Origin of the sequence: Streptomyces sp. CC0208, from assembly GCF_003443735.1 — a bacterium.
In the GTDB taxonomy this organism is placed as follows: domain Bacteria; phylum Actinomycetota; class Actinomycetes; order Streptomycetales; family Streptomycetaceae; genus Streptomyces; species Streptomyces sviceus.
Genome location: NZ_CP031969.1, coordinates 6,547,907 through 6,565,829, shown reverse-complemented (window position 1 = coordinate 6,565,829; position 17,923 = coordinate 6,547,907). Strand labels below are relative to the sequence as shown.

At 71.2% G+C, this 17,923-nt stretch carries 13 protein-coding genes; 4 read left to right on the top strand and 9 right to left on the bottom strand.

The window, feature by feature from the left end:
• Positions 1–16: 16 nt before the first annotated feature.
• The 9 genes from murG to rsmH form a co-directional block, all read right to left on the bottom strand.
• Positions 17–1,111 carry an undecaprenyldiphospho-muramoylpentapeptide beta-N-acetylglucosaminyltransferase gene (gene murG / locus D1369_RS30170; protein WP_007381418.1) on the bottom strand — a complete coding sequence of 365 codons (1,095 nt, stop codon included), beginning with the start codon at positions 1,109–1,111 and terminating at the stop codon, positions 17–19.
• A 6-nt stretch (positions 1,112–1,117) separates the two neighbouring features.
• Positions 1,118–2,479 carry a putative lipid II flippase FtsW gene (ftsW, locus tag D1369_RS30165; RefSeq protein WP_007381419.1) on the bottom strand — a complete coding sequence of 454 codons (1,362 nt, stop codon included), beginning with the start codon at positions 2,477–2,479 and terminating at the stop codon, positions 1,118–1,120.
• A gap of 20 nt (positions 2,480–2,499) precedes the next feature.
• Positions 2,500–3,933 carry a UDP-N-acetylmuramoyl-L-alanine--D-glutamate ligase gene (gene murD / locus D1369_RS30160; protein ID WP_202476972.1) on the bottom strand — a complete coding sequence of 478 codons (1,434 nt, stop codon included), beginning with the start codon at positions 3,931–3,933 and terminating at the stop codon, positions 2,500–2,502.
• Positions 3,915–4,988 carry a phospho-N-acetylmuramoyl-pentapeptide-transferase gene (mraY, locus tag D1369_RS30155; RefSeq protein WP_007381421.1) on the bottom strand — a complete coding sequence of 358 codons (1,074 nt, stop codon included), beginning with the start codon at positions 4,986–4,988 and terminating at the stop codon, positions 3,915–3,917. Before mraY ends, murD begins: the two co-directional genes overlap by 19 nt.
• Complete coding sequence (gene murF, locus D1369_RS30150; protein ID WP_007381422.1) at positions 4,985–6,385, bottom strand: UDP-N-acetylmuramoyl-tripeptide--D-alanyl-D-alanine ligase; 1,401 nt, start codon at positions 6,383–6,385, stop codon at positions 4,985–4,987. Before murF ends, mraY begins: the two co-directional genes overlap by 4 nt.
• 4 nt (positions 6,386–6,389) lie before the next feature.
• Positions 6,390–7,910, bottom strand: a complete 1,521-nt coding sequence (locus tag D1369_RS30145; RefSeq protein ID WP_007381423.1) for a UDP-N-acetylmuramoyl-L-alanyl-D-glutamate--2,6-diaminopimelate ligase — start codon at positions 7,908–7,910, stop codon at positions 6,390–6,392.
• A gap of 244 nt (positions 7,911–8,154) precedes the next feature.
• Positions 8,155–10,131 carry a penicillin-binding protein 2 gene (locus tag D1369_RS30140; RefSeq protein ID WP_276147314.1) on the bottom strand — a complete coding sequence of 659 codons (1,977 nt, stop codon included), beginning with the start codon at positions 10,129–10,131 and terminating at the stop codon, positions 8,155–8,157.
• Positions 10,132–10,136: 5 nt separating this feature from the next.
• Positions 10,137–10,712 carry a septum formation initiator family protein gene (locus tag D1369_RS30135; protein WP_240436109.1) on the bottom strand — a complete coding sequence of 192 codons (576 nt, stop codon included), beginning with the start codon at positions 10,710–10,712 and terminating at the stop codon, positions 10,137–10,139.
• A gap of 51 nt (positions 10,713–10,763) precedes the next feature.
• Entirely contained in the window at positions 10,764–11,720 is a 957-nt protein-coding gene (rsmH, locus tag D1369_RS30130; protein WP_007381426.1) for a 16S rRNA (cytosine(1402)-N(4))-methyltransferase RsmH, read from the bottom strand.
• 439 nt (positions 11,721–12,159) lie between these two features.
• Between rsmH and D1369_RS30125 the strand changes: the two genes are divergently transcribed.
• From D1369_RS30125 to D1369_RS30110, 4 genes are all read left to right on the top strand, one after another.
• The gene (locus tag D1369_RS30125; protein WP_007381427.1) at positions 12,160–12,702 is read left to right on the top strand and encodes a carbonic anhydrase; all 543 of its coding nucleotides are present in this window, start codon (positions 12,160–12,162) and stop codon (positions 12,700–12,702) included.
• A gap of 248 nt (positions 12,703–12,950) precedes the next feature.
• Positions 12,951–13,985, top strand: coding sequence for a MoxR family ATPase (locus tag D1369_RS30120; RefSeq protein WP_007381428.1), 1,035 nt, complete (start codon positions 12,951–12,953; stop codon positions 13,983–13,985).
• Positions 13,985–15,346, top strand: coding sequence for a DUF58 domain-containing protein (locus tag D1369_RS30115; RefSeq protein ID WP_007381429.1), 1,362 nt, complete (start codon positions 13,985–13,987; stop codon positions 15,344–15,346). Before D1369_RS30120 ends, D1369_RS30115 begins: the two co-directional genes overlap by 1 nt.
• Positions 15,346–17,754, top strand: coding sequence for a DUF3488 and transglutaminase-like domain-containing protein (locus tag D1369_RS30110; RefSeq protein ID WP_118082708.1), 2,409 nt, complete (start codon positions 15,346–15,348; stop codon positions 17,752–17,754). The genes D1369_RS30115 and D1369_RS30110 overlap by 1 nt, the downstream gene beginning before the upstream one ends.
• The last annotated feature ends 169 nt before the right edge of the window (positions 17,755–17,923 follow it).

The window sequence follows — 17,923 nt, the reverse complement described above, 5'->3', positions numbered from 1 at the left end:
CACTCCCTCTTCCTGGCTACTGGCGTCGGTGCGAGGCGATCGCCTCGTACACCATGGCGACGAGCAGGTCGTCGGCGTCCCGGCGGCCGAACTCGGCGGCGGCGCGGGACATCTCGTACAGCCGGTGCGGGTCGGCGAGCACGGGCAGGACGTGACCCCGTACCCACTCGGGCGTCAGTTCCGCGTCGTCGACCAGCAGTCCGCCGCCGGCCTTGACCACCGGCTGGGCGTTCAGCCGCTGTTCGCCGTTGCCGATGGGCAGCGGGACATAGGCGGCCGGGAGCCCGACGGCGGAGAGTTCGGCGACGGTCATCGCGCCCGCGCGGCAGAGCATCATGTCGGCCGCGGCGTACGCGAGGTCCATCCGGTCCAGGTAACTTACCGGGATGTACGGGGGCATTCCCGGCATCTGCTGTACATGCGGCAGTTCGTTCTTGGGACCGACCGCGTGCAGGATCTGGATCCCGGCCTGCTGGAGCAGGGGCGCGACCTGCTGGACGACCTCGTTGAGGCGCCGGGCGCCCTGCGAGCCGCCGGAGACCAGCAGGGTCGGCAGGTTCGGGTCGAGGCCGAACACGTGCCGGGCCTCGGGGCGGACGGCGGCCCGGTCCAGGGTGGCGATGGTGTGGCGCAGCGGGATGCCGATGTACCGGGAGTTGCGCAGCTTGCTGTCCGGCGTGGCGACGGCGACCTGGGCGGCGTACCGGGACCCGATCTTGTTGGCGAGGCCGGGACGGGCGTTGGCCTCGTGGACCACGATCGGCACGCCGAGCCGCTTGGCGGCGAGGTAGCCGGGCAGCGCCACATAGCCGCCGAAGCCGACCACCGCGTCGGCCTTGGTGCGCTCCAGGATCTGCTCGGTGGCCTTGATCGTGCCGCGCAGCCGGCCCGGCACGGTGATCAGCTCCGGGGTCGGCTTACGGGGCAGCGGGACGGCCGGGATGAGCGCGAGCTCGTAGCCGCGCTGTGGGACGAGCTTGGTCTCCAGGCCCCGTTCCGTGCCCAGGGCCGTGATCCCCACGGTCGGGTCCTGCCTGCGCAGGGCGTCCGCGAGGGCGAGCGCGGGCTCGATGTGGCCGGCGGTCCCCCCACCGGCGAGTACGACATGCACCGAAATTCACCGCTCTCCGGACGAACGCGCCGAGGGGGCGCGCCGTCGCATCGTGTTCCATCTCCGAGGACCCCGTGCCGGCACGGCGCCTCCCGCCCGCTTTCTACCAAAGCGGGGTTGCCGCATCGAAAGCGCCATCCGCGCAGCGGGATCGTCACGCGCGAACGCGATCAGCAGCCCGACGGCGAACATGGTCGGCAGCAGGGCGGACCCTCCGTAGGAGAACAGCGGGAGCGGGACTCCGGCGATCGGCAGCAGACCGAGCACCGCACCGATGTTGATCACCGCCTGAGCGGTGATCCAGGTGGTCACGCCTCCCGCGGCATACCTCACGAAGGGGTCCTCCGTGCGTCCGGCCACGCGGATACCCGCATAGCCTAGAGCCGCGAAGAGAGCGAGTACCGACAGCGTCCCCGCAAGGCCCAGTTCCTCACCGGTGACGGCGAAGATGAAGTCGGTGTGGGCTTCGGGTAGTTGGCCCCATTTCTCCACACTCGCGCCGAGCCCGGAGCCGAAGATTCCGCCGGACGCCAGGGCGTAGATGCCGTGCACGGCCTGCCAGCAGTCGGCGCCCCCCGACCTGGGCTCGGTGGCGCCGATGCAGGCAAGCCGGGCCATGCGGTTGGGGCTGGTCTTGATGAGGATCATCCCGATCAGCCCGGCGACCGACAGCACCCCGACGAACAGCCGGGTCGGGGCCCCCGCGAGCCACAGCAGGCCGAACAGGATCGCCGTCAGGATGATCGCCGTGCCCATGTCGCCGCCGAGCATGATCAGCCCGAGCAGCAGGAAGGCGACCGGGACGAGCGGCACCAGCATGTGCTTCCACTGGGTCAGCAGCTTCCTGTCCTGCTTGCGGGCGAGCAGGTCGGACGCCCACAGCACGAGGGCGAGCTTGCCGAACTCGCTGGGCTGGATCTGGAAGGAGCCGCCGAGCGAGATCCAGTTCTGGTTGCCGTTGACCGACATCCCTATCCCGGGCACCTGCACCAGGGCCATCAGGAAGACCGCGCCCGCCAGGATCGGATAGGCGAGCGCCCGGTGCAGCTTGACCGGCATCCGGGAGGCGATCAGCAGCAGTACGGCGCCGATGACGGCGGCCAGGAACTGCTTGCGGAAGAAGAAGGATCCCGGCAACGACATCTGCAGGGCCGTGATCTGGGAGGCCGAGTAGACCATCACCAGCCCGAGCACGGTGATCAGCAGGCTGCCACCGAGGATCAGGTAGTAGGCGGTCAGCGGCCGGTCCCAGGCCTTCCGCGCACGCGAGTAGAGCTGTTGTACGGGGTTCTCGCGCGCCTGCCGGGGGACGGCGGGGCGTCGGGACGCCCGCTGCACGGGCGGCCTGCCGGTTCGGCTGGTGGGCATCAACGCCTCCGCTACGTCGGTCAGGAGCCGAGTTCGCGAACCGCCTCCGCGAACGCGTCACCGCGCTTGTTGTAGTTGGCGAACATGTCCATCGAGGCGCAGGCCGGGGCCAGCAGCACCGTGTCCCCTGCGACGGCGAGGCGGGAGGCCTCCTGGACAGCCGCGAGCATCGCCCCAGTGTCGGTCCGGTCGAGGTCCACCACGGGTACTTCCGGGGCGTGTCGCGCGAGGGCTTCACGGATCAGGGCGCGGTCCTGGCCGATGAGCACGACACCGCGAAGTCGCTTTGCCGACTTGGCGACCAGCTCGTCGAAGGTCGCGCCCTTGGCGAGCCCGCCCGCGATCCACACGATCGACTCGTAGGCCGCCAACGAGGCTTCGGCCGCGTGGGTGTTGGTCGCCTTGGAGTCGTCGACGTAGCCGACCCCGTCCACGTCGGCCACGTGGGAGATGCGGTGGGCGTCCGGGGTGAAGTCCCGCAGCCCGTCCCGTACGGCCCTGGCGGGCACCCCGAATGCGCGTGCGAGTGCCGCCGCCGCAAGGGCGTTGGCGATGTTGTGCGGGGCGGGCGGGTTGACGTCGGAGACCTCGGCGAGCTCCTGGGCGTTCTTGTGCCGGTCCTCGACGAAGGCCCGGTCGACCAGGATGCCCTCGACGACACCGAGTTGAGAGGGCCCGGGAGTGCCGAGGGTGAAGCCGATGGCCCGGCAGCCCTCCTCGACATCCGCCTCGCGCACCAGGTCCTCGGTGGCCTTGTCGGCCACGTTGTAGACGCAGGCGACCCGATTGCCCTCGTAGATGCGGCCCTTGTCGGCGGCGTACGCCTCCATGGAGCCGTGCCAGTCGAGATGGTCGGGGGCGAGATTGAGGACGGCGGCGGAGTGGGCGCGCAGCGAGGGCGCCCAGTGGAGCTGATAGCTCGACAACTCCACGGCCAGGACGTCGTACTGCTCGTCGCCGAGGACCGCGTCCAGGAGGGAGACGCCGATGTTGCCGACGGCGGCGGTGCGCAGCCCCGCGGCCTTCAGGATCGACGCCAGCATCTGGGTGGTGGTCGTCTTGCCGTTGGTGCCGGTGATCGCGAGCCAGGGGGCCGCGTCGGGGCCCCTGAGACGCCAGGCGAGTTCGACGTCGCCCCAGATCTCCAGACCGGCCGCACGGGCCGCCGTGAAGAGCGGCTTGTCCGGCTTCCAGCCCGGCGCGGTGACGACGAGTTCGGTGCCCTCGGGCAGGGTCGCGCCGTCGCCGAGGCGCACGGTGATGCCCAGCGCCTCCAACTCGGCGGCCTGCTCACGCGCGCGTGCGTCGTCGCCGTCGTTGACGACCGTGACGTGCGCCCCGCGCGCGTGCAGCGCCTTGGCCGCCGGGATGCCGGAGACACCGAGTCCGGCGACGGTGACGTGCTTCCCCTGCCAGTCGAGGTGCTCCGAGGAGGTCACTTTTCTGCTGCCCATCCCGCGTAGAAGAGACCAAGGCCGACGATCACGCAGATGCCCTGGATGATCCAGAAACGGACCACCACGAGGACTTCGGACCAGCCCTTGAGTTCGAAGTGGTGCTGGAGCGGGGCCATGCGGAAGACGCGCTTGCCGGTGAGCTTGAAGGAGCCGACCTGGATGACCACCGACATGGTGATGAGGACGAACAGGCCACCCATGATGGCCACCAGCAGCTCCGTGCGGGAGAGGATGGCCAGGCCGGTGAGGACACCGCCGAGCGCGAGCGAACCCGTGTCACCCATGAAGATCTTGGCCGGCGAGGTGTTCCACCACAGGAAGCCGAGGCAGGCACCCATCAGCGCGGAGGCGATCACCGCGAGGTCGAGCGGATCACGCACCTCGAAGCAGGCATTGGGGTTGGTCAGGGTCTGCGCGTTGGCGCAGGACTCCTGGAACTGCCAGACGCCGATGAACGTGTAGGCGCCGAAGACGAGCACGGAGGCACCGGTGGCGAGGCCGTCCAGACCGTCGGTGAGGTTCACGCCGTTCGACATCGCGAGGATCATGAACAGCGCCCAGACCACGAACAGGATCGGGCCGATCTTCCAGCCGAAGTCCGTGATGAACGACAGCCGCGTCGAGGCCGGGGTGTTGTTGTGGGTGTCGGGGAACATCAGCGCGAGCACCGCGAAGCTGATGCCGACGATGAGCTGCCCTGCCATCTTCGCCTTGGCCCGCAGGCCCAGCGAACGCCGCTTGACGATCTTGATGTAGTCGTCGAGGAAGCCGACCAGGCCCATGCCGCACATCAGGCCGAGCACCAGCAGACCCGAGTAGGTGGGCGGGTAGCCGGTGATGACCTTGGACAGGAAGTAGGCGACGACCGTCGCCAGGATGAAGGCGATACCACCCATGGTCGGCGTACCGCGCTTGCTGGCGTGCTCACGCGGGCCGTCGTCCCGGATGTACTGGCCGTACCCCTTGCGCGCGAGCAGCTTGATCAGCAGCGGGGTGCCGACCAGGGTCAGAAAGAGGCCGATGACTCCTGAGAACAGGATCTGCTTCATCATCGGGCGGCAACCTCACCCTCGGCGTCGAGCAGCGCCTGGGCGACGCTCTCCAGGCCGACCGAACGGGACGCCTTCACGAGGACGACGTCTCCCGGGCGCAACTCACTGCGCAGCAGGTCGACCGCCGCCTGTGCGTCGGACACGTGCACCGACTCCTCACCCCACGAACCCTCGTTATATGCGCCCAGTTGCAGCCAGGACGCTTCCCTGCCCCCGACCGCGACGAGCTTGCCGACATTGAGCCGGACGGCGAGCCGTCCGACCGCGTCGTGCTCGGCGAGCGCCTCGTCCCCGAGCTCGGCCATCTTGCCGAGCACCGCCCAGGTCCGCCGCCCCTTGCCCATCGCCGCGAGCGCGCGCAAGGCCGCTCGCATGGACTCGGGGTTCGCGTTGTAGGCGTCGTTGACGATGGTCACGCCGTCCGGGCGCTCGGTGACCTCCATACGCCAGCGGGAGAGGGAGCCCGCCTCGGAGAGCGCGGTGGCGATCTCGGTTGCGGACATGCCCAGCTCATGGGCGACGGCGGCCGCGGCGAGCGCGTTCGACACGTGGTGCTCACCGTACAGGCGCATGGTCACTTCGCTTGCACCGGAGGGTGTGTGAAGCATGAAGGCAGGCTGTCCGCTGTCCGTGAGTCGTACGTTCTCGGCGCGAACGTCCGCTTCGCCGGACTCTCCGAAAAGGATCACCTTCGCCTTCGTACGGGACGCCATGGCCCGTACGAGAGGATCGTCGGCGTTGAGGATCGCCGCACCCTCCGCGGGCAGCGCCTCCACCAACTCGCCCTTGGCCTGCGCGATCTGCTCACGGCCGCCGAACTCGCCGATGTGCGCGGAGCCGACGTTGAGGACCAGGCCGATCTTCGGGGGCGTCAGATCCGTGAGGTAGCTGATGTGGCCGATACCGCGGGCGCCCATCTCCAGGACGAGGAACCTCGTCTCCTCGGTGGCGGTGAGCGCGGTGAGCGGCAGCCCGATCTCGTTGTTGAGCGAGCCCGGCGTGAACACCGTCGGCGCCTTGCGCCGCAGCACCTGCGCGATCAGGTCCTTGGTGCTGGTCTTGCCGGCGGAGCCGGTGAGGGCGACGAGGGTCGCCCCGAGCCGTCGTACGACATGACGCGCGAGGGCGCCGAGGGCCGTCTGGACGTCCTCGACGACGATCGCGGGCACGCCGACGGGACGCTGGGCCAGCACGGCCACCGCGCCCGCCCGGACGGCCTGGTCGGCGTAGTCGTGGCCGTCGACGCGCTCCCCCACGAAGGCGGCGAACAGACTGCCGTCCTTCACCTGCCGGGAGTCGATGACGACGGGCCCGTGCACCTGCGCCGACGGATCCGGTATGTCATGCGTCTGCCCGCCGACGACTGAGGCGATCTCGGCGAGAGAGAGGGCGATCACAAGTTCATCCCTGGGTCTTCTGGATGGCTTCTCGAAGCACCTGGCGGTCGTCGAAGGGACGGACCACCCCGGCGATGTCCTGGCCCTGCTCGTGGCCCTTCCCGGCGACCAGCACGGTGTCGCCCGGCCGCGCGCGGGCGACTGCTGCGGCGATCGCGGCGGCCCGGTCCTCGAAGACCTGGACCTCGCCGCGCTCGTGTGCCGGTACGGACGCCGCGCCCTGGAGCATGGTTGCAAGAATCGCGAGGGGATCCTCGGAGCGGGGGTTGTCGGAGGTCAGTACGGCGGTGTCGGCCAGGCGGGCCGCGGCCGCGCCCATGGGCCCCCGCTTGGTCGTGTCCCGGTCGCCTCCGCAGCCGAGCACGATGTGCACCTTGCCCTCAGTGACCTTGCGGAGCGCCTTGAGCACCGACTCGACGGCGTCCGTCTTGTGGGCGTAGTCCACCACCGCGAGGTAGGGCTGCCCGGCGTCCACGCGCTCCAGGCGGCCCGGCACGCCCGGCACCGCGGCGACGCCGTCGGCGGCGGTCTGCGGGTCGAGGCCCGCGGCGGCCAGGGCGACGATCGCGGCGAGGGTGTTCGCCACGTTGAAGGGGCCCGGCAGCGGCGACCTGGCGCTGATCCGCTCGTCCTTGGGGCCGATCACGGTGAACGTCGAGTCCATCGGGCCGACCTCGACGTCCGCAGCACGCCAGTCGGCGTCGGGGTGCCCCTCGGCGGAGAAGGTGACGACCGGGACCGTGGCCTCCTTGACGAGCCGGCGTCCGTACTCGTCGTCGAGGTTGACCACGCCGAGACGGCTGCGTTCCGGCGTGAACAACTGCGCCTTGGCCTGGAAGTAGTCCTCCATGCCGGAGTGGAACTCCATGTGCTCCGGGCTGAGGTTGGTGAAGACGCCGATGTCGAAGACACAGCCGTCGACCCGGCCGAGGACCAGGGCGTGGCTGGAGACCTCCATGGCGACCGCCTCGACCCCGCGCTCGCGCATCACCGCGAACAGGGCCTGGAGGTCGGTGGCCTCCGGTGTGGTGCGCTCCGACTTGATGCGTTCGTCGCCGATGCGCATCTCGACGGTGCCGATCAGACCGGTGGACCTGACCCCCTTGAGACCGCCCTCGACGAGATAGGCCGTGGTGGTCTTGCCGGAGGTGCCGGTGATCCCGATCTGGAGCAGGTCCCGGCCGGGGTGGCCGTAGATCGTGGTGGCGAGTTCGCCCATGCGCGCGCGTGGGTCCTCGACGACCAGCACCGGAAGCCCGGTCGCCGCGGCGCGCTCGGCGCCGGTCGGGTCGGTCAGCACCGCGACCGCGCCGAGGCCGACGGCCTGGGTGACGAAGTCGGCGCCGTGCAGACGGGCACCGGGGAGGGCGGCGTACAGGTCGCCGGGGCGGACGGCACGCGAGTCATGGGTGATCCCCGTGACCTGCGCGGCCTTCTGCGGCGGCTCGGCACCCAGCTGATCGGCGAGCTCCGCGAGGGGTGTTGCGGAGACCCGGACCGGCCGGGGCGGTCCCGGATAGGTCACGGGTGCGCCCTTCTGGGTGGTTTGGGACTGATCAGCGTGTGGCACGGCGGTGAGCGTACCGGGCACACCCGCCTCGGGGCTAAAAGAGGGCCCGCGCGCAGCGCGGTCGGACAAGGGTGGCGGTGGGCGACGGGCGGGTGAGGGGCGGGGGGCGCCCTGGTTCCCGGAATCGGAGGTGATCGTCGTCACGAGGTGGTTCCTGGTGGCCTTTCCGAGCGCTGATGAGGTGCTGAGGTGGTGCTGATCAGGGCGTGTACGAGACGGGCAGCTTCGCGGCCTTCGCCCCCGTGGGCGGGACCTGGAGGGTCTTCAGGGCGAACTCCATGACCTGCTTGTAGACGGGTCCGCAGATCTGGCCGCCGAAGTAGCTGCCGCTGGTGGCGTTCTGGATGGCGCAGTACACGGTGATCCGGGGCTTGTCGGCAGGCGCGAAGCCGGCGAACGACGAGGTGTAGCCCTTGTACTTGCCGGTGGCCGGATCCACACGGTTGGCCGTGCCCGTCTTGCCCGCGACCCGGTAGCCGGGGATGCGCGCCTTGGTGCCGGTGCCCTCCTCGTCGTCCACGACCGACTCCAGCATCCGGGCCAGCGTCTTGGCCGTCTTGGCGCTGACGACCCTTGTCTCCTTGGGCTTCGCGGCGGGTGTGAAGCGTCCGTCGGGCCCCTTCGTGCCGCGCACGAGGGTGGGTTCGACGCGGACACCGCCGTTGGCGATCGTCGAGTAGACGGACGCGGCCTGCATCGCGTTGAGGGACACGCCCTGGCCGAAAGGAATCGTGTACTGCTGCGACGTCGACCAGTCGGCGGGCTTGGCGAGGATGCCCGGGGTCTCGCCGGGGAAGTCGAGCCCCGAGTAGCGGCCGAGGCCGAATTTGTGCAGGTAGGAGTAGAGGACCTGGTTGGCCTGCGCCTGCGTCTTGCCGAGCTGGCCGGTCGCCAGGATGGTGCCGATGTTGCTGGACTTGGCGAGCACGCCGTTGAGCGTGAGGTACCAGGTCTCGTGATCGATGTCGTCCTTGAAGAGCCGGTCACCGCGGTGCAGCCGGTTGGGCACGATCACATGCGTGAGCGGGGTGGCGACGCCCTGTTCCAGTACGGCGGCCATCGACATGACCTTGGCGGTGGAACCGGGCTCGTAGGCGTCCTGGAGGGCCGCGTTGCCCATGTTCACCGAGCTCGCCTTGGACAGGTCGTTCGGGTCGAAGCCGGGCGAGTTGGCCATGGCGAGAACCTGGCCGGTCCGCGTGTCCTGCACTATCACGTACCCGCGGTCCGCCTTGGACTCCTTCACCTGGTCGGTGATGGCCTGCTGGGCGGCCCACTGGATGTCGCGGTCGATGGTGAGCTCGACGTCGCTGCCGGGCACCGCGGGGGTCTCGGTGGAGCCCACGGTGGGCACCTGCCGGCCACCGGACTGGGCGTAGCGGATCTTGCCGTCCTTGCCGGCCAGCAGGGAGTTCAGCTGCTGCTCGACACCGCCGCCGCCCTTGCCGTCGGCGTTGACCCAGCCCAGTATCCCGGCGGCGAGATCGCCGTTCGGGTACACGCGCTTGGTCGTCGGCACGGACAGGACGCCCCCGAGGACGTTGGCCGTGCCCGGGTCGGTCGAGCTCTTGGTGGCGAGCGCGGACTTCAGGTCCTTGATCTGCTTCCAGACCTGCGGGGTCTGCCGGTTGGCGAGCAGGACGTAGCGGAGCTTCTTGTCCTTGGGCCGCAGCTTCTTGACGATCGCCTCCTGCTCCTGCCCCAGGATCGGGGCGAGCAGGGCGGCGGCCTGCTCGGGGCCGTCGTCGACCTTGAGCTGCTTGCGGGTGAACAGCGTGGGGTCGGCCGTGATGTCGTACGCGTCCTCGCTGGTCGCCAGGGCCACACCGTCGCGGTCGGTGATCCCGCCGCGCTCGGCGGCGAGCGTGTAGCCGACGTACCGGTTCTGCTCGGCCTTGGCGGCGTACGTGCTCGCGTCGACGGCCTGCACCTGGAGCAGTCGTACGACGAAGGCGGCCAGCACCAGCGTCAGCGCGAGGCCGACCAGGCGCAGCCGGGGGCGGGGGCTGCCCAGGCGGATGGTCTTGGGGGCCGCGGGGCGGGGCGCCGACGGGCGGCGGGCCGGGCGGGCGCCGGGGCCCGGACGCGCCCGGCCGACGGGGCGGGCGGAGCGCTCGGGGCGCGCGGGTCCCGGCACGCGGCGGCGCGGCGGTTGCCTGCCGAAGTCGTCGGACACTTCCGTCACCTGCCGGGGGTCGTGGGGAGCGGGGTGGTGGGGAGCGGGACGTCCGGGGAGACGGCCTCGGGGGCTTGTACGACGTCCCCGGGGGCCTGGACGACCGTCTCCGTCGGGGTGGGGCTGACCGTCGGCGTCGGGACGGCCGCCGCGCCGTCGAACGCCTCGGGCGCGAGGACGAGCGGCATCCGGTAGGAGAGCGGTTCGGCGTCGGAGGCGGGGGACGGGACGCCCTTGACGGTGCCGTCGGGGTCGAGGAAGGCCGGGTCGCCGCCGGGCACCATGCCGAGCTCCCGGGCGCGGCGCAGCAGGGCGTCGGGCGCGGAGTAGGCGTCGATGTCCCGCTGCAGGGCCTGCTGCTCGTCGGTGAGGCTCTTCGTGTCCTTCTGGAGGTCGGTGAGCTTGAACGACCCTTCGCTCAGCGCGGAGTTCAGCACCAGCAGCCCGATGAGGCCGCCGCCGAGCAGCAGGACCACCAGGAGCACGAAGGGGGTGCGGGCCGCCTGTCCGGGGCTCGCCGTGCCGGGGAGGAGACGCGCGAGACGGGCCGCCCTCCCCCTCAGTTCGGGTTTCCTACGCACACACCCTCCAGTGAGTCCGGTTTCCCAACCCACTGACGCGCCTCACGCACTTCACTCGATGTCCTCCCTGATGCGCTCGGCGCCTCTGCAACGCGCCGGTGCGGCCCGCCGGTTCTCGGCGATCTCTTCCTCGGTGGGAAGTTCGGCACCGCGCGTGAGCAGCTTGAGCCGGGGCTGGTAGCGCTCGGGGACGACGGGCAGTCCGGGTGGGGCGGTGGTGGCGGCGCCGGCCGCGAAGACCTGCTTGACCAGCCGGTCCTCCAGCGAGTGGTACGACAGCACGGCGATCCGGCCGCCCACCGCGAGCGCCTTCACCGCGGCCGGGATCGCCCGCTCCAGGACCGAGAGTTCGCCGTTGACCTCGATGCGCAGGGCCTGGAAGGTGCGCTTGGCCGGGTTGCCGCCGGTGCGCTTGGCGGCCTGCGGCAGGGAGTCGCGGATCAGCTCGACTAGGCGCGCGCTGTTGGTGAACGGCTCCTTGTCGCGCTCGCGCACGATCGCGGACACGATCCGCTTGGCCTGCTTCTCCTCGCCGTACGCCCTCAGGATCCGGACGAGTTCGCCCGCCGGGTAGGTGTTGAGGACCTCGGCCGCGCTCATGCCGGTCGTCTGGTCCATGCGCATGTCGAGCGGGGCGTCCTGGGCGTAGGCGAAGCCGCGGTCGGCCTCGTCGAGCTGCATGGAGGAGACCCCTAGGTCGAACAGGACGCCCTGCACGCGCGCGATGCCGAGCCGGTCGAGGACGTCCGGGAGTTCGTCGTAGACCGCGTGGACGAGGGTGGCGCGCTCACCGAAGGGCGCGAGCCGCTCGCCGGACAGGCGCAGGGCCTCCTTGTCGCGGTCGAGGGCGATGAGCCGGGCCTCGGGGAACCGCTGGAGCAGGGCCTCGCTGTGGCCGCCCAGACCGAGCGTGCAGTCCACGACCACCGACCCGGGCCGCTCGAGTGCGGGGGCCAACAGGTCCAGGCACCGCTGGAGCATCACCGGGACGTGTCGACTCTGGCTCAAGGGGCCCTCTCAGGTCCGGCACGGGCCGGTACGCACCGCCGGGTCCCCGCCCTCCCCCAGCAAGCTGGGGGGACCCCCAATGAAGGGGAGGCCTGCCGGCGCCGGAAGCGTCAGTCGACCGGGAGCGGGAGGAGGCCGAGCCGTACGTACGCGCCGCGCACGTGGGGAGACCGTCCGCGCGCGAGCCGGGGCCTCCGGGGAAAGTCAGCAGGGAAGCCTCGCCTCCCGCTTCGCGTCACTTTAGTCCACGGTGTCTCGCGGTCAATCAACCGGCCTGCGCGTCGCGCACCGGCACGGACTCGATGCCTCAAAAGCGCGGAAAACACCCGTTCAGGCGCTCCCGATACCCTTGTGGCGTACCTCACACACAAGACGTGATGACGCTCTTTTCCCTTCTCACGGCAGGACCGAGACGGCGGTGACCAGTACCGTCATGGTTATGACGACTTCCGCATCCGTTCCCACCGAAGGCGCCATATCCCGCGACGGCGGCGTGACCGACCGACTGGTCAACGCCAACGAGCGGTACGCCGCCGCGTTCAGCGATCCCGGTATGGACGCCCGCCCGGTCCTGCACGTCGCCGTCGTGGCCTGCATGGACGCCCGCCTCGACCTGCACGCCGCGCTCGGCCTGGAGCTCGGCGACTGCCACACCATCCGCAACGCGGGCGGTGTGGTCACCGACGACGTGATCCGCTCGCTCACCATCAGCCAGCGCAAGCTCGGCACCCGCAGCGTCGTGCTCATCCACCACACGGGCTGCGGTCTGGAGGCGATCACCGAGGACTTCCGCACCGAACTGGAGATGGAGGTCGGCCAGCGTCCCGCGTGGGCCGTGGAGGCCTTCCGTGACGTCGACCAGGACGTACGCCAGTCCATGCAGCGGGTGCGCACCTCGCCGTTCCTGTTGCACACCGACGACGTGCGCGGGTTCGTGTTCGACGTGAAGACGGGCCTGCTGCGCGAGATCGACCCTGCCTGATGACCGCCCTCACGGCCCGCCGTAGCTGTCGTTTCGCTGTTGATTTCGGCCCTCGGGGTGCCTAAAACACCGCAAGACCCGACATAGTGCAGCCAGTTGTCCACAGTCGAGTGACACGAATCGGTAACGGCAGCAAGAATGCGGGAGGGGCGTCACGCGGAACTGTTCACGCGTGGTGTCCGTGATTCGGGGTGGGCCGGTTGCGCATCACAGCGTCGGCCCGGAAAGTACGGGCCGAGGAGGGCCGGGTGACCACCTATGACGATCGATCGAGCCTCACTGATCTGACCGCCGTCGTCGAGCGGGTTCGCAGTTCGGTGGAGGGCGTGATCGAGGGGAAGCCCGAGGTCGTACGGCTTTCACTGACCGTGCTGCTCGCCGAGGGACATCTTCTGATCGAGGATGTCCCCGGCGTCGGCAAGACCATGCTGGCCAAGGCCCTGGCGCGGTCCATCGACTGCTCGGTGCGCCGCATCCAGTTCACCCCCGACCTGCTGCCCTCGGACATCACGGGCGTGTCCATCTGGGACCAGCAGCGCCGGGACTTCGAGTTCAAGCCGGGCGCGATCTTCGCCCAGATCGTGATCGGCGACGAGATCAACCGCGCCTCGCCGAAGACCCAGTCCGCGCTCCTGGAGTCGATGGAGGAGCGCCAGGTCACCATCGACGGGCAGACCTACGAGCTGCCCAGCCCCTTCATGGTGGTCGCCACGCAGAACCCGGTCGAGATGGAGGGCACCTACCCGCTCCCGGAGGCCCAGCGCGACCGCTTCATGGCCCGGGTCTCGGTCGGCTACCCCAGCGCGGAGGCCGAGCTGCAGATGCTCGACATCCACGGCGGGGCGAGCCCCCTGGAGGACCTCCAGCCGGTGGCACACGCGCACGACATCGTGAAGCTCATCGAGGCCGTCCGCGGCGTCCACGTCGCCGAAACGGTCCGGCGGTACGCCGTCGACCTGGTCTCCGCCACGCGCACCCACCCCGATCTCAGACTCGGCGCGTCCCCGCGCGCGACGCTGCACCTGCTGCGCGCCGCCAAGGCCTCCGCCGCCCTCAGCGGCCGCGAGTTCGCGCTGCCGGACGACATCCAGGCGCTCGCCGTGGCCGTCCTCGCCCACCGTCTGCTGCCCACCGCCCAGGCCCACCTGAACCGGCGCACCGCCGAGCAGGTCGTGCAGGAGATCCTCCAGCGCACCCCGGTCCCCGCCGCGCTCCAGCAGGGCGGACTCGGGATCGGCCGGACCGCGCCCGCGTATCCGCAGCAGCCGCCGCGGGGCCTGTGATGTCCACCGGGGTGCCCTCGGCCGGCGGCCCCGAGGCCGACCGGGGCGACAAGGGCGGGGTCCGCACGGCACTGGCCGGACTGACCACCCGGGGCCGCTCCTTCTTCGCCGCCGGCATCGCCGCGGCCGTCTGCGCCTACGTCCTCGGTCAGTCCGACCTGCTGCGGGTCGGACTCCTGCTGGCCGTCCTGCCTCTGGTCTGCGCCACCGTGCTCTACCGCACCCGCTACCGGGTCGCGGGCAGCCGCAGGCTCTCCCCCGCGCGCGTGCCCGCCGGCAGCGAGGCCCGCGTCCATCTGCGGATGGACAACGTCTCCCGGCTGCCCACCGGCCTGCTGATGCTCCAGGACCGGGTCCCTTACGTCCTCGGCCCGCGCCCCCGCTTCGTGCTCGACCGCGTCGAGCCGGGCGGCCGCCGCGAGGTCTCCTACCGGGTCCGCTCCGACCTGCGCGGCCGCTATCCGCTGGGCCCGCTCCAGCTGCGCCTGACCGACCCGTTCGGCATGTGCGAGCTGACGCGCTCCTTCTCGACGTACGACACCCTGACCGTGATCCCGCGCGTGGAGGCGCTGCCCCCGGTGCGGCTGAGCGGCGAGGCCAAGGGGTACGGCGACGGACGGCAGCGCTCGCTCGCCCTGGCCGGCGAGGACGACGTGATCCCGCGCGGTTACCGCTACGGCGACGACCTGCGCCGGGTCCACTGGCGCTCCACCGCCCGCTACGGCGAGCTGATGGTGCGGCGCGAGGAGCAGCCCCAGCGCGCCCGGTGCACGGTGCTCCTGGACACCCGGGGCCACGCCTTCGCGGGCGCGGGCCCCGACGCGGCCTTCGAGTGGGCCGTCTCGGGCGCCGCCTCCGTCCTGGTCCACATGCTCGAACGGGGCTTCTCCGTACGGCTGCTGACCGACACCGGCAACTCCGTGCCCGGCGAGGGCGCCGACGGCTTCGCGGGCGCGAGCCAGGGGACCGCGGACGCGGCCGGGCTGATGATGGACACTCTCGCGGTGATCGACCACTCCGACGGCTCCGGCCTGTCACGCGCGTACGACGTGCTGCGCCGCGGGAACGAAGGACTGCTGGTGGCCTTCATCGGCGACCTCGACGAGGAGCAGGCCGCGGTGGTCGCCAAGATGCGGCAGCGCAGCGGGGGCGCGCTCGCGTTCGTGCTCGACAGCGAGAGCTGGGTGCGGGAACCGACCGACGTGCCCGGGCCGTTGCAGGAGCGCGAGGAGCGGCTGCGGATGCTGCGCGAGGCGGGCTGGACGGCGCTGGGCGTGCCGCGGGGCTCCTCCCTCGAGGAGTTGTGGCGGCTCGCGGACCGCGAGCGCACGGGCGTCGGTGCGGCCGGGGAGGCGTCGTGATGAGCGGGCGGGGACGACTGGCGCTGTGCGCGTGGGCGGCCACGCTGATGGCCGCCTGCGCGCTGCTGCCGCTGGTCGAGCCGGTCACCTGGATCGTGCAGGCCGCCTTCCTGCTCGGGGTGCAGACCGTCGTGGGCGCGGCGACCCGGCGGATCCCGCTGGGCCGTCCGCTGACGGTGGCGGCCCAGGCGCTCGTCACGCTGGTCATGCTGACCCTGATCTTCGCCCGTGACCAGGCCTTCCTCGGGCTGATCCCCGGCCCGGGCGCCCTGGGGCACTTCGGGGACCTGCTCCGGCAGGGCAGCGACGACATCGCGCGGTACGCGATCCCGGCGCCCCTGGCGTCCGAGGGCATCAAGCTGATGGTCTTCGGCGGTGTCCTGATCGTCGGACTGGTGGTGGACGCCCTCGCGGTGACCTTCCGCAGCGCGGCCCCGGCGGGCCTGCCGCTGCTCGCGCTGTACTCCGTCGCCGCGGGGCTGTCCGAAGGCCACGGCGACTGGTTCTGGTTCCTGATCGCGGCGATCGGCTATCTGCTGCTGCTCCTGGCCGAGGGGCGCGACCGGCTCTCGCAGTGGGGCCGTGTCTTCGGCGGGGCGGCCCGCTCCGCGGGTCTCGACTCCGGGCCGGTGGCGCCGGTGCGTACCGGTCGGCGGATCGGTGTGGCGAGTCTCGGCATCGCCCTCGTGGTGTCGGCCGTCCTGCCCTCGATGAACGGCGGCCTCCTGGACGCCACCGGGGCGGGCGTGGGCGCCGGGAACGGCAGCGGCGGCACGATCTCCGCGGTGAACCCGCTGCTCTCGCTGCGCGACAGCCTGAACGTGGACGAGGACCGCCAGGTCCTGTCCGTGCGGACCCAGAGCAGCGACACCTCCGACCTGTATCTGCGGATCGTCTCCCTGGACGACTTCGACGGCCGGACCTGGAAACCGTCCAAGCGGTCCATCGGCGCCGTACCGAAGGACTTCCCCACCCCGATCGGCCTCGGCTCCGACGTCAATCGCACGGAGGTCAAGACGACCATCTCGGCGGCGAACTGGTACGAGCAGAGCTATCTGCCCATGCCCTACCCGCCCAGCGGCGTGCAGGTCCGCGGCAACTGGCGCTACGAGCCCGAGGGCATGGCGCTCGTCGGCGACCACGGGCAGAACACGCGCGGGCTGACGTACGAGGTGAAGAGCCTGGACGTGGAGCCGACGGCCGAGCAGCTCGCCGCGGCACCGGCCGCGCCCCCGGCCATCGAGCGCGAGTACACCGACCTGCCGGACTCGCTGCCGGCGGTGGTGACCAGGACAGCCCGCGAGGTCACCGCGGGCGCCAAGAACCCCTACGAGCAGGCGGTCGCGCTCCAGGACTACTTCGCGGTGACCGGGGGCTTCGAGTACGACACCCAGGTGCAGGTCGGCGACGGGCCCAACGCGATCGCCAACTTCCTGCGGGACAAGCAGGGCTTCTGCGTCCACTTCTCCTTCGCCATGGCGGCGATGGCCCGCTCGCTGGGCATTCCGGCCCGTGTCGCGGTGGGCTTCGCGCCCGGCACCCCGCAGGCGGACGGCTCGGTGTCGGTGGGGCTCAAGGACGCCCACGCCTGGCCCGAGCTGTACTTCGAGGGGGTGGGATGGACCCGCTTCGAGCCCACCCCGACCCGGGGCACGGTGCCCTCGTACACCGTTCCGGACGCCACCGGCAACGTGGACCCCGGTGTGGCACGGCCCTCGGCGGGGTCCTCCACGGCGCCGTCGGCCTCGGCCTCGGCGAGCGAGAACTGCTCGCCCCAGCTGCGGAAGCTTCAGGCGTGCGACAGCGCGTCCCCGGCGGCCGCGGCCGCCGAGGGCGGTGACGGCCCGTGGTGGGCCGTACAGGGCCCGTGGTGGTATCTGAAACTGCTGTTCTGGCTGCTGGTCGGACTGCTCGTGCTCTCGGTCCCCTCGGCGCCCATGCTGTGGCGGCTGCGCACCCGTGCGGTACGTCTGGGCGGGCACGGCCGCAGTGCCGAGGGAGCCGCCGCGCACACCCTGGCGGCCTGGCAGGAGCTGACCGACACGGCCTGGGACTTCGGGATCCCGCCGGACGACTCGCAGACGCCCCGCCGGGCGGCCGCGCGGATCGTACGGCTCGGGCATCTCGACCCGCCGGCCGCGGCCTCGGTGCACCGGGTGGCGGACGCCGTGGAGCAGGTGCTCTACGCCCCGCGGCCCCGGCCGACGGCCGGACTCGCGCAGGACGTCCACCAGGTGATCGGCGGGCTGCGCGGCTCGGCCGGCCGGCGGACACGGGCGCGTGCACTGGTCGCCCCGCGTTCCATCGCGAGGGTGACGTGGGCGGTCTCGGAGTGGTGGGCCGGGGTCAGGACACGCGTGGCGGCGGCCCGGCCGACCCTGCGCAAACCGTCGGGTCAGAGCGGCTGAAGAACGCCGCCCCCGCAGACGGCAGAACGACGGTGGCCCGGGCCTCTCGAAGGCCCGGGCCACCGTGCTGCGAGCAGGACATGCGTGAGGCAGGACATGGGTGAGGGGGTGAGCACCCGGCCGGGTGCTCACCCCCTCAGAACATCTGTGGGAACTGCTTGTCGGGCCG